General features: G+C 64.3%; 14 protein-coding genes. 9 read left to right on the top strand and 5 right to left on the bottom strand.

The features are described 5' to 3' along the window. Position 1: 1 nt before the first annotated feature. Genes JHL16_RS20495 through JHL16_RS20475 form a run of 5 tightly spaced genes read right to left on the bottom strand, consistent with a single transcriptional unit; the run spans position 2 to position 4,626 of the window. Positions 2-844: a protein phosphatase 2C domain-containing protein gene (locus JHL16_RS20495; RefSeq protein WP_200186690.1), complete on the bottom strand. Its 843-nt coding sequence runs from the start codon at positions 842-844 to the stop codon at positions 2-4. After that, a complete protein-coding gene (gene nagA / locus JHL16_RS20490) occupies positions 841-1,980 on the bottom strand; it encodes an N-acetylglucosamine-6-phosphate deacetylase (RefSeq protein ID WP_200186689.1) in 1,140 nt (379 codons plus the stop codon). Before nagA ends, JHL16_RS20495 begins: the two co-directional genes overlap by 4 nt. Then, complete coding sequence (locus JHL16_RS20485; protein WP_200186688.1) at positions 1,977-2,978, bottom strand: SIS domain-containing protein; 1,002 nt, start codon at positions 2,976-2,978, stop codon at positions 1,977-1,979. The genes nagA and JHL16_RS20485 overlap by 4 nt, the downstream gene beginning before the upstream one ends. Then, positions 2,975-3,739, bottom strand: a complete 765-nt coding sequence (locus tag JHL16_RS20480) for a GntR family transcriptional regulator (RefSeq protein WP_200186687.1) — start codon at positions 3,737-3,739, stop codon at positions 2,975-2,977. The genes JHL16_RS20485 and JHL16_RS20480 overlap by 4 nt, the downstream gene beginning before the upstream one ends. After that, complete coding sequence (locus JHL16_RS20475; protein WP_200186686.1) at positions 3,736-4,626, bottom strand: glucosamine kinase nucleotide-binding domain-containing protein; 891 nt, start codon at positions 4,624-4,626, stop codon at positions 3,736-3,738. The genes JHL16_RS20480 and JHL16_RS20475 overlap by 4 nt, the downstream gene beginning before the upstream one ends. A 128-nt stretch (positions 4,627-4,754) precedes the next feature. Between JHL16_RS20475 and JHL16_RS20470 the strand changes: the two genes are divergently transcribed. The 9 genes from JHL16_RS20470 to JHL16_RS20430 all read left to right on the top strand — a co-directional run bounded on the left by JHL16_RS20470 (position 4,755) and on the right by JHL16_RS20430 (position 14,787). Then, positions 4,755-5,495, top strand: coding sequence for an SDR family NAD(P)-dependent oxidoreductase (locus JHL16_RS20470; RefSeq protein ID WP_348647240.1), 741 nt, complete (start codon positions 4,755-4,757; stop codon positions 5,493-5,495). A gap of 133 nt (positions 5,496-5,628) precedes the next feature. Beyond that, positions 5,629-6,642: a sugar-binding transcriptional regulator gene (locus JHL16_RS20465; protein WP_246770987.1), complete on the top strand. Its 1,014-nt coding sequence runs from the start codon at positions 5,629-5,631 to the stop codon at positions 6,640-6,642. Between the two features lie 29 nt (positions 6,643-6,671). Continuing rightward, positions 6,672-8,111: an ABC transporter substrate-binding protein gene (locus tag JHL16_RS20460; protein WP_200186684.1), complete on the top strand. Its 1,440-nt coding sequence runs from the start codon at positions 6,672-6,674 to the stop codon at positions 8,109-8,111. A gap of 90 nt (positions 8,112-8,201) precedes the next feature. Beyond that, positions 8,202-9,128, top strand: a complete 927-nt coding sequence (locus tag JHL16_RS20455; protein WP_200186683.1) for a carbohydrate ABC transporter permease — start codon at positions 8,202-8,204, stop codon at positions 9,126-9,128. A gap of 3 nt (positions 9,129-9,131) precedes the next feature. After that, entirely contained in the window at positions 9,132-9,989 is an 858-nt protein-coding gene (locus JHL16_RS20450; RefSeq protein WP_200186682.1) for a carbohydrate ABC transporter permease, read from the top strand. 2 nt (positions 9,990-9,991) lie between these two features. Further along, entirely contained in the window at positions 9,992-11,071 is a 1,080-nt protein-coding gene (locus tag JHL16_RS20445; protein WP_200186681.1) for an ABC transporter ATP-binding protein, read from the top strand. After that, positions 11,068-12,192 carry an ABC transporter ATP-binding protein gene (locus JHL16_RS20440; protein WP_200187204.1) on the top strand — a complete coding sequence of 375 codons (1,125 nt, stop codon included), beginning with the start codon at positions 11,068-11,070 and terminating at the stop codon, positions 12,190-12,192. Before JHL16_RS20445 ends, JHL16_RS20440 begins: the two co-directional genes overlap by 4 nt. After that, positions 12,189-13,754, top strand: coding sequence for an FGGY-family carbohydrate kinase (locus JHL16_RS20435; protein WP_200186680.1), 1,566 nt, complete (start codon positions 12,189-12,191; stop codon positions 13,752-13,754). Before JHL16_RS20440 ends, JHL16_RS20435 begins: the two co-directional genes overlap by 4 nt. A gap of 37 nt (positions 13,755-13,791) precedes the next feature. Beyond that, positions 13,792-14,787: a 2-hydroxyacid dehydrogenase gene (locus JHL16_RS20430; RefSeq protein WP_420884563.1), complete on the top strand. Its 996-nt coding sequence runs from the start codon at positions 13,792-13,794 to the stop codon at positions 14,785-14,787. Positions 14,788-14,793: the final 6 nt, after the last annotated feature.

Here is a 14,793-nt window from a genome sequence, read left to right as displayed (position 1 = left end):
ATCATGCGATGAGCGCAATCGCGCTCGCATCGTCCTTGGGCTTGAAGCGCGGATACCTGGCACCGTCGGGATCGCCGTCCTCGAGCTTGCGCATCATGTCATAGAGGCGCGCAAGCTCGCCGTCGCGGCCTGAGCGCGCGAGGAGATCGGTCTCCGACATCTGGCCGTAATAGTCGACCAGGCGGAAGAAGCCATCGCTGGTCAGCAGCACCGAGGAGGGCTCATCGAGCTCCATATACTCCGCGAAAGCGAGACAGGCGCGGTCAGCCTCGATCACGCCATAACCGCCCGGCCGGTTACGGCGGCGGCGATTGTCGAACTGGACTTGCCGCATGGCGCGCGCGATTTCCTTGAGATCGCTCATGCCGGTGCCGCGCAGGCGCATCGCCTCGGCGGTGACCCAGTGATCGAAATCATCATTGGCGAAATCGACGATGCGCTGAAGACCGTTGCGATCCTCGGCCAGAAAGCGGCAATCGCCGAGGCGCACCGCCTGCCATTGCCCCTCGATGCGGCAAACGGCGGCGATGCAGGCGGCCGGCGGATCATATTTGTCGGGCAAGACATGCTGGCCGAGATCGGCGATGAGATGGTCGATCAGATCGGACATCACAAGCGGCAGATCTTTTGCGCCGGGAAGAAGACGGCGCAGATGGTGATCGATGCGCGCGACGAACCATTGCGCGTCGCTGCCCATGAGCCCCAGGCCCTTGTCATTGATGCCGGTGACGCCGTCGAGAGCCCAGGCGGCCTCGATGTCATGGGGATCGCCGACGAAGCCGACCGCGTCCTCGTTCACCTTGCCGCTGCCGAGGCTCAATTGCCCGGCGAGTTTGAGTTTCATGAGCTCTTTCCGTCGATCCAGGTCCGGGTGACGGCGAGATCATCCGTCAGATGCACGAGATCGGCGCGGTAATCTGGGGCGATTCGGCCGAGCTGGCGATCCTTTCCGAGGAAGGCGGCGGGATAGAGTGAAGCCATGCGCAGGGCCTCGGTGACATCGAGCTTCAGGACATCGACGCAATAGCGCAAAGCATCGTCCATCGTGATGATCGAGCCCGCCAGCGTGCCGTCGGCAAGCTCGAGGCGGCCATTGCGGGCGAGAACCATGCGGCCCTGGAGTTCGAAGCGATCAGGACCGCCGGCGGCGGGCGGCATCGCATCGGTGACCAGGAAGATATGGCCTCTGGGCTTCGCGGCGATCGCCACCTGCAAAGCGAGTGGGTCGACATGGTGGCCATCGGCAATGATGCCGCAATAGCTCGCGCGATCGGCGAGCGCCGCGCCGACCATGCCAGGCTCGCGATGCTGCAGCTGGCTCATGGCGTTGTAGAGATGGGTGAAGCCGCAGGCGCCGGCGGCGAGGGCGGCTCGCGCTTGTTGTGCAGTGGCATCGGAATGGCCAAGCGAGACGATGATGCCGGCCTTGGCCAGGATTTCGATCGTCGCGGGCGCGACATGCGACGGCGACACGGTGAGGAGGACGATGCCGCAATCGAGCTTCGTCAGCCAGGCGATATCATCGGGCGTGATGGCGCGGATATGTTCGGGCGGATGAGCGCCGCGCCGGCGCGGATCGAGGAACGGGCCTTCGATGTGAATGCCGAGAATGCCCGGCACTTTCTCCCGGCGCGCAGCGGCCACCGCCGCAGCGGCTTGGTGGATGATCCGGGTGTCGTCGGTGATGACGGTCGGCAACAGGCCGGTGGTGCCGAAAACGCGATAGGCCTCCGCCATGCGGCGCACCGTGGCGACGGTCGGCGCCTCGTTGAGCAGCACGCCGCCGCCGCCATTCACTTGCGCATCGATGAAGCCCGGCGCCAGGAGGCCGCCCTCGAGATCGATCGTCGAGACACCGGCCGGCACTTCGGATGCAGGGAGGATGCGGTCGATCCTCTCTTCCTCGATGAGGACAGCCATATCCTTGTGGATCGTCTCCCCGTCGAAGAGACGAGCACCTGTCAGCGCGATGCGGGTCATCTGGTCTCCGTCACCTTTTTCAGGAGCCGCGGCCGGTCGGGATCGCGCCCGCGCAGGCGGGCGATGCGCTCGGCACTGCCATAGAAGCTCTGGATCATCGAAATCGGATCGAGAAGCGGATCGCTGGTGCGCGCGAAATCGGGCGTCATCACATGGGCGCCGGCATCGGCGAGCCGTTTGGCCGTGTCACGCGTGGTGGCGAGCGCCTTGTCCTCGGGCGCCAGCACGACGACCGGGAAGCCCGGGCCCACGAGCTCCATCGGTCCATGAATGACTTCGGCGGCGGAATAGGCTTCGGCATGAAGGCCGGAGGTTTCCTTGAGCTTGAGCGCAGCTTCCTGCGCCATCGGCAAAGAGGGGCCGCGGCCCAGCACGTAAGCCGAGCTCGCCACGGTGAAAGCGTCCTCCATCTCGGTCCAGCGGATGGCGAGCGCCTTGTGCAGATCCTCGGGCAGTCTTTCGACCGCCTTGGCGAAACGCGCGTCCCCGCCGCAAGCGGCGACGAGGGCGGCCGCCATGGCGGCGGAAGCGATGAAGGTCTTGGTCGCGGCGACGCTCTTTTCCGGGCCGGCGCAGAGCAGCAGGCAGAGATCGGCGTCGCGCGCCAAGGGCGAATCCTCGGTGTTGGTCACCGCAAGAGTGGGAATGCCGGCACGTTTCGCTTCCGCCTGGAAGGCCAGGATGTCGGGGCTCTTGCCCGATTGCGAGATGGTCAGCAGCAGCGTATCGCGTAAGCTGAGCCTGGCGCCATAGACCGAAACGACGGACGCGCCGACCGAGCAGCAGGGCAGGCCCAGCGTGATCTCGATCAGATATTTGAAATAGGACGCGGCGCAGTCGGAGGAGCCGCGCGCGCAGGTGACGATGTGGCTCGGCTTCTTCGCCTGATAGAGCCTGCCCAGCTCGGCAAGGCCGGCGCGATTATGGGCGAGCATGCGGGCAACGGCTTCGGGCGCTTCGGCGACTTCGCGCGCCATGTCGGTCTGATGGTCTGTCATGATCCTTCCGAGAGATGAAGTTCGGCGACGAAGTCATAGGAATCGCCGCGATAATGTGAACGGGTGAATTCGACGACACGTCCGTCGGCGAGATAGGCCACACGTTCGGTGAACAGCGCCGGACTTCCTTCCGGAAGGCCGAGCATTTCGCCATCGCCTTTGCTGAGGGCGGTCGCGTGGAGGCGCTGCAAGGCGCGCACCGGGCGCAACCCCCGGTCGGTGAGCGCCTCATAGAGCGAGGTTTCGATGGCGAGGGGATCGGGCAGGAAGCGATGCGGGATGGCGGCGCGCTCGATGGCGAGCGGCTTGTCTTCGGCGCGGCGCAGGCGCTGCAGCCGGCTCACTTTCTCGCCGGGCGACAGCGCCAGGACGAGCGCCTCCTCGGGCGTCGGCAGGCCGACGGAACGTTCGATCCAGTCCGATGTGGTCGGAAGACCGCGCAGGCGCATATCCTCGGTGAAGCTCGTCAGCCGCGACAGCGGCAGTTCGATGCGCTCTTCCTTCGCGGCTACGAAGGTGCCGGAGCCGCGGCGCTGCACCAGCACGCCGTCGGCGACGAGATCGGCGAAGGCCTTGCGCACCGTGACGCGCGAGATGCCGAGCATGCGGGCGAGATCGCGCTCGCCCGGAATGGCGTCGTGGTCGGCGAGGTCGCCTTGCGCAATGGCGTCGGTGACGAGCCGCTTGAGCTTCAGATAAAGCGGCGCCGGCCCGCCATCGGCGATGCGGGCGCGGGCGAAGATCTGTGGCGCGGCGCTCATATGTTCCAGCCGGTGAGGCCGGCGGCGCGGCGCGCCATCATGATGGCGCCGTCGAGCGCATCTCGCTTCGGGGCGATCAGATGAGCCGTGAGTTCTTCCGGCATGAAAGGCGTCAAGGGTTTGGCGAGGCCGCCGACAAGGGCCACGCTCGGCGCGCCGCGGGCGAGAAGCTCGCGCGCGAGGCGGGCGACGGCGCGCGCCGCTTCCTCGACGAGCTCAGCTCCATAGCGGTCGCCTGATGTGGCGGCGGCGAAGATACGCGGCGCGTAGCGGGCATAATCGCGCGGCAGCGCGTGGCGGGCCCAGTCGGCGAAGCCGTCCCGGTCGCGGTGGAATTCGGCGAGGATTTCCTCGAGCAGCGGCGAGGAGGGAATGAGATTGTCGAGAGCGAGCGCGGCGCGCCGCAAGGCGCCGCGGCCCAAAATGGCGCCCGAGCCCTGGTCGCCGAGCCAGAAGCCGAAACCGCCGATCCAGTGGCGCTCGCCTTTGACCACCGCGAGGCCGGCCGAGCCGGTGCCGGCGATGACGATGCCGCCATCTCCGCCGTCATGGGCGCCGAGAAAAGCGGCGTAGCCGTCGACATCGACGCTGGCGCTGCCGAAGTCCTGCAAAGCCTGGCGGACGGCGCTCGTCGTCTCCTCGGTGACGGCGCCGGCGAGGCCGAGGCCGACATGGATGGAGCGCCGGTCGGTTTCGGTGAGCCCGGCCTGGCGCAGGGTCTCGGCCATGGTGGCGCGGATGGTGGCGATGGCCGCCTCGAGATCCTGATAGAGATTGGCGAGGCCGCCCACGGCCTCGGCGACGGAAGCGCCGGACCGGTCACGCAGGCGGACCCGGCATTTGGTGCCGCCGCCGTCGACGCCCATGAATAGAACTCTATCGATCATGCGGCCACCTATAATACCAAAGCAATACCTGTGTATAGTGGTATTGTAGTGGTATTGTCTCGGGTTGAAAGCCGGGATGGGACAGGTTAAGCGCAAGCGTATCACGATCACATCTCGGAGAGGCTCTGGTGGCTGGACAGCAGAAAGACCGCGTCATCCTGGTCACCGGCGCCTCGCGCGGCATCGGCCGCGCCGCTTTGCGGGCGCTGGCCGAAGAGGGCGCCCATGTGGTGGCAACGGCGCGCAGCCTGGAGGCGCTGGCCGGGATCGAAGCCGAAGCTAAGGCCTTGGGCGGTGCGGCGACACCGGTCGCCTGCGAGATGAGCGAGGCCTCCGACATCGACCGGCTGGCGACAGTGATCGCCGCGCGGTTCGACCGGCTCGACGGGCTGTTCGGCAATGCCGGCATTCTCGGCAAGAAGCAGGCGGTCGGCGACTTGCCGCCCCAGGAATTCGAGGCAGCGCTCGCCATAAATCTCACCGCCAATTTCCGCCTGCTGCACCGGCTCGATCCATTGCTCCGGAAAAGCCCGGCGGGTCGGGCGCTGTTCGTGACCTCGGGCGTCGCCTGGAAACGCCATGCCGGCTGGGCGCCTTATTCGGTCAGCAAAGCCGGGCTCGAAGCGCTGGTCGGGGTCTATGCGCATGAGATCCAGGACACGTCGGTCCGCGCCAATCTGATCAGCCCGGGCCCGATCCGCACCGAATTGCGGGTCGAGGCCTGGCCCGAGGAGGATCCCGAAAGCGTGCCACTGCCGGAAGCGCTGGGGCCCGCCATCGTCACCATGCTGAGCTCCGACTTCGCCCAGAACGGTGTGATTTTCGATTTCAAATCAGGGCGTTACACCCGCTGCCGGGCGCCGGCTTAGGCGCTTTCCTACGCTCTCTTCCAAGCTCTGATTACGCGCCTGTGCTGCAGCGCCGCGACGAATTTCGTTGACTCATATTCGCTATTGCAAAATATTGCAGGCAACGAAAAAAAATTCAAAATGGATGGGAGCCTTGGATCAGCCGCGATCACATCTGCAGATCGACGAGGAAGCGACGCTGGCGGCGCGCGCCGCCTGGCTCTATTTCGCCGGCGGCCAGACCCAGGGCGAGATCGCCGAGAAGCTCAATATCCCCAACACCAAGGCGCACCGCCTCATCGCACGCGCCAGCCGCGACGGGCTGATCCGGGTCTTCGTCGAAGGCCCGATCGCCGGCTGCGTGGCGCTGGAAGAGGGGCTCAAGGCCAAATTCGGCATCAGCCATTGCGAGGTGGTGCCCAATATCGATGACGGCGCCTTGCCGCTGCGCACGCTCGGGATGGCGGGCGCGCGTTACCTGCGCAATGTGCTCGACCGCGCCACGCATGAGATCATCGGCGTCGGCCATGGCCGCACCCTCGCAGCGGCGATCGACTTCCTGCCGTCATCGCCCGCCCCGCATGTGAAATTCGTGTCGCTGCTGGGCGGCCTCACGCGGCGCTTCGCCGCCAATCCCTATGACGTGATCCACCGCTTGTCCGAGCGCACCGGATCGGAAGCCTATCTGCTCCCCGTTCCGTTCTTCGCCAACAGCGTCGAGGACAAAGCGGTGCTGCTTTCGCAATTCGGCATCGCCGATGTCGTGGCTTTAGCGCGACAAGCGAGCCTGCATCTCGTCGGCATCGGCGAGGTCGACAATGCCGGCTTCATCACCTCCGCCGGCATGATTGCCCCGGCCGAGATCGAGGAAGTGGCGCGCGATGGCGCCTGCGGCGAAGTGCTGGGCTCGTTCTTCGCCGAGGATGGACGGCTTGTGCCGACCGATCTCTCCGACCGCGCGCTCGCCCCCGATATCGAAGTGCTGCGCGGGCGCGAGATGGTCGCCATCGCCGGCGGCCGCAACAAGATCAAAGCCATTCGCTCGGTGCTGAAGAGCGGTCTCCTGACCGGCCTCATCACCGACGAGACGACCGCCCGGCAATTGACGGGCGAAGAGCCGGGCGCAGAAGCCGGCAATAAGAACGGCAACAAAGCCGCATCCGCCTGACGACGTTCAACCAACGGAGGAAAATGGGAATGTACGAGAAAGAAAAAGGGCTGTTCGACGCCTTCGTGGCGGGGAAGCTCTCCCGGCGCGAATTGCTCGCCGCTTCGGCCAAGCTCGGTATTTCAGCGGCCGCCGGCGGCATGCTGCTGACCCAGGCGCAGACCCGCGCCATGGCGGCGGAGTTCGACTGGATGGCCTACAAAGGCACCAAGCTCAAACTCCTGCTCAACAAGCACCCTTACGCAGATGCGATGATCGCCAATCTGCAGACCTTCAAGGACATGACCGGCATGGACGTCACCTATGACGTCTTTCCGGAGGACGTGTATTTCGACAAGGTGACGGCCGCCCTCTCCTCGGGCTCGAGCGAATACGATGCCTTCATGACCGGTGCCTATATGACCTGGACCTATGGTCCGGCCGGCTGGATCGCCGATCTCAACGAATATATCAAGGATCCGGCCAAGACGAACCCGACCTATAATTGGGACGACGTGCTGCCGGGCCTGCGCGCCTCGACCGCGTGGAACGGCGTGCCGGGCGGTGAACTGGGCTCGGCGGATGCCAAGCAGTGGTGCATCCCGTGGGGCTATGAGCTCAACAATCTCTCCTACAATGTGAAGATGTTCGAAAAGGCCGGCGTCCAGCCGCCGAAGAATCTCGATGAGCTCGTCGCGACCGCGGCGAAGCTCACCAAGGATCTCGGTGGTCCCTATGGCGTCGGCGTGCGTGGCTCGCGCTCCTGGGCGACGATCCATCCGGGCTTCCTGTCGGGCTATTCGAATTTCGGCCAGAAGGACTTCTCCGTCGCCGACGGCAAGCTGACCGCGGCGATGAACACGGCCGAATCGAAAGCTTTCCACAAGCAATGGGTGCAGATGATCCAGGAATCGGGGCCGAAGAACTGGTCGACCTATACCTGGTACCAGGTCGGCACCGATCTCGGCGCTGGCGCTTCCGCCATGATCTTCGACGCCGACATTCTGGGCTACTTCATGAATGGCGGCGACAACAAGGAGAAGGGCAATATCGGCTATGCGCCCTTCGCCGCCAATCCGAAGGCCACGGCGCCCACGCCCAATGTGTGGATCTGGTCGCTGGCGCTGTCGAACTTCTCCGGCCAGAAGGACGCCGCCTGGTACTTCATGCAGTGGGCCTCTTCGGTCGAGCATGATCTGTTCGGCGCCCGCAAGATGGACTTCGTCAATCCGGTCCGCGCTTCGGTGTGGAAGGACGAGGAGTTCAGGGGCCGCATCGACAAGTCCTATCCGGGCTATCTGAACCAGCACGACACGTCGGCGCCGGGAGCGAAGATCTACTTCACGGCGCAGCCTCTGTTCTTCGACCTCACCACCCAATGGGCGGAGACGTTGCAGAAGATGGTGGCCAAGGAGCTTCCGGTCGATGAAGGCCTCGATAAGCTCGCCGCCAATGTCGACAAGCAGCTGAAGGATGCCGGGCTCGGCTAGGCATCGAAGCGCAGTCCGGCCGATCCTCCCCGGCCGGGCTGCGCACCCCCTAAATATGACCTATACTCGGATGGAGAACGGGCCAGGATCATGACCGCGGCAGCCGATCACGTGACACGACCGAAGACGAGCAGCCGGTTCATGCGCCGGGCGCTGCCCTATCTTCTCAGCCTGCCGGCTTTGCTCGTCTGCATCGGCATCCTCATTCCGTTCTTCACCGCCGTCTATTATTCGCTCTTACGCTTCCGGCTGAACCTGCCGGCGATGAAAGGTTTCATCTGGTTCGACAATTACATCAACTTCCTGAGCGATGCGGCCTTCTGGAACACGGTCAAGATCTCGCTCGTCTATGCCGGCCTCACCGTCGGCGTCGAATTGCTGCTGGGCCTCGGCATCGCCCTCCTTCTGCAGAAGCCGACCCGTTTCAACAATATCGCCTCGATTCTGCTGCTGCTGCCCTTGATGACGGCGCCGGCGCTCGCGGCGCTGATGTGGAAGCTGATGACCAATCCCAATTTCGGCATCCTCAGCTACTTCGTGAGCCTGCTCGGCTTTCATGATTTCAAATGGGCGTCCGATCCCTCGACGGCGCTGTTCACCGTCACTTTGGTCGATGTCTGGGTCTATACGCCCTTCATCATGATCCTGCTGCTTGCCGGGCTGCGCTCGCTGCCCAAGGCGCCTTTCGAAGCGGCGGCGCTCGACGGCGTGCCGCGCAGCTTCGTCTTCTTCCGCATTACGCTGCCGATGCTGCTGCCCTATATCATCACCGCGTCGCTGTTCCGCCTTCTCGACTCGATCCAGCAATTCGACATCGTCTATTCGATGACGCAGGGCGGGCCCGGCGACCGGCTCATGGTGTTCCAGGTCCAGTCCTATCTCGAATTCTTCCAATATACGAATGTCGGGCGGTCGGCGGCGCTGCTGATCGTCCTGTGGGCTATCACCTATCTGCTGTCGAACATCTTCATCAAGCAGTGGCTCAAATTGCGCGAACGCGCGCATGGAGGAGCGTGAGACATGGACCACACCTCCACTCTCGAGCAGGTCATCCGCGGTGTTCTCATCACCTGCGTCCTGGTCTTCTTCCTATTCCCGATCTTCTGGATCGTCCTGATGTCGTTCCAGACCAATGAGACGATCCTGCGCATTCCGCCCAGCATCGTCTTCGAGCCGACGCTGTCCAACTACTCGGCGCTGATCACCGGCCGTCTCGAAAGTGCGGCCGGCAATCTCGACATCGCCTTCATGAAGAACCTGTGGAACAGCTTCTTCCTGTCGGCCTCCTCCGTCCTGATCGCGCTTGTCCTCGGTATTCCGGCGGCCTATGCCTTCGCCCGGTTCCGTTTCCGGCTCGGCGAGGACATCGCCTTCACGCTGCTGTCCTTCCGCTTCGCGCCGCCGCTCCTGGTGCTCTTACCGCTCAGCCTCTATTTCAAGCAACTCGGCCTCACCAACACCTATATCGGCCTCATCTGGGTCTATCAGCTGATCTGCCTGCCGCTCATTCTGTGGATCGTGCGCGGCTATTTCGAGGATATCAGCCCCGACATCGAGCACGCCTATCGGATCTCCGGCAACAGCTGGCTCAAGACCTTCTGGAAGATCGCCGTGCCGCTCGCCAAGCCGGGCATCGCCGCGGCGGGGCTGCTCGCCTTCATCTTCGCCTGGAACAATTTCGTCTTCGCGCTCATCCTCGCTTCCGCCGACAAGCAGCCGGTGACGGTGGGCGCACTCGCTTTCGTGACCGCGTCCGGCATCCAATATGGGCAGATCGCGGCGGCCATCGTGCTGTCGATCGCGCCGACCTTGGCGCTCGCCCTCTATGCGCAGCGCTACCTGGTCGAAGGCCTGTCGCTCGGCGCGGTGAAGGGTTGATCATGCCGCATCTCGAACTCGCCTCGATCTCCAAGTCCTTCAAGTCCAACAAGGTGCTGGACGACATCTCGCTCGCCGCGGATGCGGGCGAGATCGTCGTCATCTTCGGGCCGTCCGGCACCGGCAAGACGGTGCTGCTCCGCCTCATCGCCGGCGTCGAGGAGCCGACGGCAGGCACGATCAGCATCGACGATCAGGACATGGCCGATGTGGCGCCCGAACATCGCGATGTCGGCATGGCCTTCCAGAATTTCGCGCTGTTCCCGCATTTCGACGCTTTCGAGAATATCGCCACTCCCTTGCGCGCGCGCGCCCAGAGCGCCGCGCAGATCAAGGAGGGCGTGGCGCGGGTCGCCAAACTGCTCAAGATCGACCATGTGTTGAGCCATGCGCCACGGCAATTGTCGAACGGCCAGAAGCAGCGCACCGCTTTGGCGCGCGCGCTCGCCTCATCGCCGAAGCTCCTGCTGCTCGATGACCCCTTGCGCAATGTCGATGCCAAATTGCGCTTCGAGATGCGTCTCGAATTGCCCAGGCTTCTGCGCGAGGCGAAGTCCACCGTGCTTTACGTGACGCAGGACTACAAGGAAGCGATGGCGCTCGCCGATCGCATCGCCGTCCTGGCCCATGGCAAATTCGTCCAGGTGGCAACTCCTGAGGAAATCTATCGTCATCCGGCGACGGTGAATGTGGCGCGGCTGTTCGGCGATCCGACGATCAATCTCGTCGAGACCGTGGTGGGCGAGGGGGCGACGATCGATCTGGCCGGCGAGACAGTGGAGATCGACAAGGCCTATGCCGGGCTCAAAGGCAGGTCCGTCACTTTCGGCGTCCGGCCGGAAGCAGTTGCGCTTGGCGACGGCGCCGGCCTCAAGGCGCAGGTCATGGCGGTGACACCGCTCAATGAGCGCACCGTGCTGCTGCTCCAGACCAAAGGTGGGGCGGAACTCCTGGCGTCGCTGCCTTCGTCCTCACCCGCCATCCCCAAGGCGGAAAGCGAGGTCACCATCAGCTTCAATCCGATCGGCAGCCATCTCTTCGATCGCGAGACAGGCGCCACACATGCCAAGGGTCGTGCCTGATGTCGTCCGAACTCGTCCTCCAGAATGTCGACAAGATCTATGGCGCGGGCACCGTGCATGCGGTGAAGGATCTGAGCTTCACGGTGAAGCCGGGTGAGATCACGGCACTGCTCGGCTCATCGGGCTGCGGCAAGACCTCGACCTTGCGCATGATCGCGGGTTTCGAGACGGTGACCAATGGCGCGATCGCGCTCGACGGTCGCGCCATCCACGAGCTGGCGCCGGCGCAGCGCGGCGTCGCCATGGCGTTTGAAACCTATTCGCTCTATCCGCCGCTCACCCTTGCCGAGAATATCTCATTCGCGCTCAAGGCGCAGAAGCTTCCGAGTGCCGACGTCGACAAGCGGGTCAAGGCGATGGCCGAGATGCTCGAAATCGGCGATGTACTTCATAAATATCCAAGCTCGGTGTCGGGCGGCCAGCAGCAGCGCGCCAGCCTTGGCCGCGCGCTGGTGCGCAAGGCCGGCCTCTATCTGCTCGATGAGCCGATGGGCCAGCTCGAGCCGCAATTGCGCGCCGTCTTGCGCGGCCGCATCAAGCATTATCTGCGCGAGCATCACTGCACGACGATCCTCGTCACCCACGACCAGACCGAGGCCAATGCTCTGGCCGACCGGATCGCGGTCATGGAGGGTGGCGTGCTGCAGCAATATGCGACGCCGGCGGAGCTGAAAGTGCGCCCCGCTAATCTTTTTGTCGGCACCTTCATCGGCGAGCCGCCGATGAATGTCTTGCCCGTCCGGGTCAAGGACAATGGCCAGACGATCGACTTCGTGCTCGAGGGCAGTGACGGCCAGGTGCTGTCCTATGCGGCGCAGGACTTTCCGGATGCCGTGCGCCGGCGCCTGAAGAATGACGACGGGCTGGTGCTGGGAGTCCGGCCGCATGCGGTGCATATCGGCAAGAAGGGACTGATGGCGCGCGTCGTCACCTGCCAATGGCTCGGCGATCAGACCCATATCGCCGCCGAGATCGCCGGACGCACCGTCGTCTCGGTCTCGCATGAACAGATCAAGGCGGCGCCCGGCAGCAGCCTCTTTCTGCGCATCGCGCCGCAGGACCTGCACATCTTTGCCGCCGACAGTGGTGCGGCCATCGCGCATGGGGCGGAGCTCGCATGAGCGACGGCATCATCATCGGTATCGATGCCGGTACGTCGGTGATCAAATCCGTCGCCTTCTCGACGGCCGGAGATCAGCTCGCCGTCGCGGCCATCGCCAATCACTACAAGACGCTGAAAAACGGCGGTGTCGAGCAGGACATGGCGCGCACCTGGAAGGATGCGGCGCAGACCTTGCGGGACCTCGCCGACAAGATCGAGAATCTCAACAACCGTGTCGTCGCCATCGCGGTCACCGGACAAGGTGACGGCATGTGGTTGATCGACAAGGACGGTGAGCCGGCCGCCCCCGCCTGGCTGTGGCTCGATTCACGCGCCGCGTCGATCGCCGAGGACTTCACCCGGTCCGCCGCCTATCCGGCGCATTATGAACGCACCGGCACCGGCGTGAATGCCTGCCAGCAAAATGTCCAGCTCGCCTGGTTGAAGCGACATGCGCCGGAGGTTCTGGCATCGGCGCAGTCGGCGCATCACTGCAAGGACTGGCTTTATTTCAAGCTGACGGGCGAACGGGTATGCGACCCTTCCGAAGCCAATTTCACCTTCGGCAATTACCGCACCCGCCAATATGCACCCGACATATTGGATGCGCTCGATGTCGCCGATGCCAAAAGGCTGCTGCCGCCGATCATCGAGGGAACGGAGGTGGCGCATGGCTTGAGCCTCGAAGCGGCTTCGGCCACCGGCCTCGCCGTCGGCACGCCCGTCGTGCTCGGTTATGTCGATGTCGCCTGCACGGCGTTGGGCGGCGGATTGTTCGACCGCGAAGGCCGGGTCGGCTGCTCGATCGCGGGCTCGACCGGCATGCATATGCGGCTCGCACCTTCGGTCGACAGTGTGCGCCTCAATGACGAGCGCACCGGCTATACGATGGCTTTTCCGGTGCCCGGCATGCTGGCGCAGATGCAGTCCAACATGGCCTCCACCCTCAATATCGACTGGCTGCTCGATATGGGCCGCGAAATTCTGGCGAGCCAGGGTGTCGAGCGCAGCCGCCGCGACCTCATCGAAGGGCTCGATGACCGCATATTGGAGCGGCCGGGTGGCCGGCTTCTCTATCATCCCTATATTTCGCAAGCGGGCGAACGGGGACCGTTTCTCGATGCGGGCGCGCGGGCTCAGTTTACCGGGCTCGAAGCCGGCATGGGCTATGCGGATCTGATGCGCGCGGTGTTCGAGGGCCTGAGCTTCGCCGCGCGCGATTGTTATGCCGCGATGGGGCCTTTGCCCAAGGATATCCGTCTCACCGGGGGCGGCGCCCGCTCCAAAGCGCTGAGACTGCTTTTCGCCAGCGCGCTCAATGCGCCGGTCAGCAGCGTGCTGCGCGAGGAAGCCGGGGCCGCCGGCGCGGCGATGATCGCCGCCGTGCAGCAGAAGATCTATCCCGACATGGCGGCATGTGCCGCGCAATGGGTCGATCCGGCGCTCGGACCTGAGACGCAACCCGATGCGGCACTGGTGAAGATGTTCGATACGATGTTCCCGATCTACAAGGAAACCCGCGACCGGATGCGGCCCATCTGGCGCGGGTTGCAGAGTGCGAGGCAAATAAGTGAAACGTAAGCTTGTCATCATCGGCGATCATTTCATGCGGTCCGACATGTTCGAGACGGCGTTGCGGCAGAAATGCCCGCAAGCCCCGCTCGACATCGTGCGCCATGATCTCGACTGGCCGGACAAGCCGATGGAGCATGGCTATGCGCATGCCGGCATGGACGGTCTCAAGGAATATATGGGCGGTGCCGACGACACGGTCGCGCTGATCGACGGCGCCGAGATCCTGGTCACCCATCTGGCTCCCCTGTCGGCCGGCATCATGGACCGCTGTCCATCGCTCAAATTCGTCGCGGTGTCGCGCGGCGGGCCCGTCAATATCGACATGAAGGCGGCGCGTGAGCGCGGCATCACCGTCGTCAACACGCCGGGCCGCAATGCGTCCGCCGTCGCCGAATTCACCATCGGCGCCATTCTCGCCGAGACGCGCCTCATTACCAGGGGGCACGACGCTCTGCGCCAGGGCCTATGGCGGGGCGATCTCTATCGTGCCGACCGGACCGGCGAGGAGCTCTCGGAGATGACGGTTGGCGTCATCGGTTATGGCGAGATCGGCATGCGCGTGGTGCGGCTGCTGAAAGTTTTCGGCTGTCGCATCCTGGTCGCCGACCCTTATGTGCAATTGTCGGCGGGCGACCTGGCTGACGGTATCGAGCAGGTCTCGCTCGAGACGCTGCTGGCGCAATCCGATGTGGTGACCTTGCATCCGCGCGTGACCCAGGAGACGGAGAAGCTCATCAATGCCGAGACGCTGGCGCAGATGAAGCAGACGGCGATCCTGATCAACACGGCGCGCGGGCCGCTCGTCGATTATGATGCGCTCTATCAGGCGCTGGCCAATGGAAAACTGCGCGGCGCGATGCTCGAAACCTTCGCCATCGAGCCGGTGCCTGCGGACTGGCCGCTGCTCAAGCTCGAAAATGTGACGCTGACGCCCCATATCGCCGGCGCCTCGGTCAAGACCGTCACCTATGCCGCGGGTCTCGCCGCGGAAGAGGTGCGTCGTTATCTGGCGGGCGAACCGCCGGTCAACCGGTGCTGAGGCTCG

Source organism: Taklimakanibacter albus, assembly GCF_016595235.1.
Taxonomy (GTDB): Bacteria; Pseudomonadota; Alphaproteobacteria; order Rhizobiales; family Aestuariivirgaceae; genus Taklimakanibacter; species Taklimakanibacter albus.
This window is presented reverse-complemented; position numbering and strand designations above follow the sequence as displayed.

Coding starts and splice junctions, on each gene's coding strand:
- JHL16_RS20495 (WP_200186690.1), bottom strand. CDS start 844: ATGAAACTCAAACTCGCCGGGCAATTGAGCCTCGGCAGCGGCAAGGTG.
- nagA (WP_200186689.1), bottom strand. CDS start 1,980: ATGACCCGCATCGCGCTGACAGGTGCTCGTCTCTTCGACGGGGAGACG.
- JHL16_RS20485 (WP_200186688.1), bottom strand. CDS start 2,978: ATGACAGACCATCAGACCGACATGGCGCGCGAAGTCGCCGAAGCGCCC.
- JHL16_RS20480 (WP_200186687.1), bottom strand. CDS start 3,739: ATGAGCGCCGCGCCACAGATCTTCGCCCGCGCCCGCATCGCCGATGGC.
- JHL16_RS20475 (WP_200186686.1), bottom strand. CDS start 4,626: ATGATCGATAGAGTTCTATTCATGGGCGTCGACGGCGGCGGCACCAAA.
- JHL16_RS20460 (WP_200186684.1), top strand. CDS start 6,672: ATGTACGAGAAAGAAAAAGGGCTGTTCGACGCCTTCGTGGCGGGGAAG.
- JHL16_RS20455 (WP_200186683.1), top strand. CDS start 8,202: ATGACCGCGGCAGCCGATCACGTGACACGACCGAAGACGAGCAGCCGG.
- JHL16_RS20450 (WP_200186682.1), top strand. CDS start 9,132: ATGGACCACACCTCCACTCTCGAGCAGGTCATCCGCGGTGTTCTCATC.
- JHL16_RS20445 (WP_200186681.1), top strand. CDS start 9,992: ATGCCGCATCTCGAACTCGCCTCGATCTCCAAGTCCTTCAAGTCCAAC.
- JHL16_RS20435 (WP_200186680.1), top strand. CDS start 12,189: ATGAGCGACGGCATCATCATCGGTATCGATGCCGGTACGTCGGTGATC.
- JHL16_RS20430 (WP_420884563.1), top strand. CDS start 13,792: ATGTTCGAGACGGCGTTGCGGCAGAAATGCCCGCAAGCCCCGCTCGAC.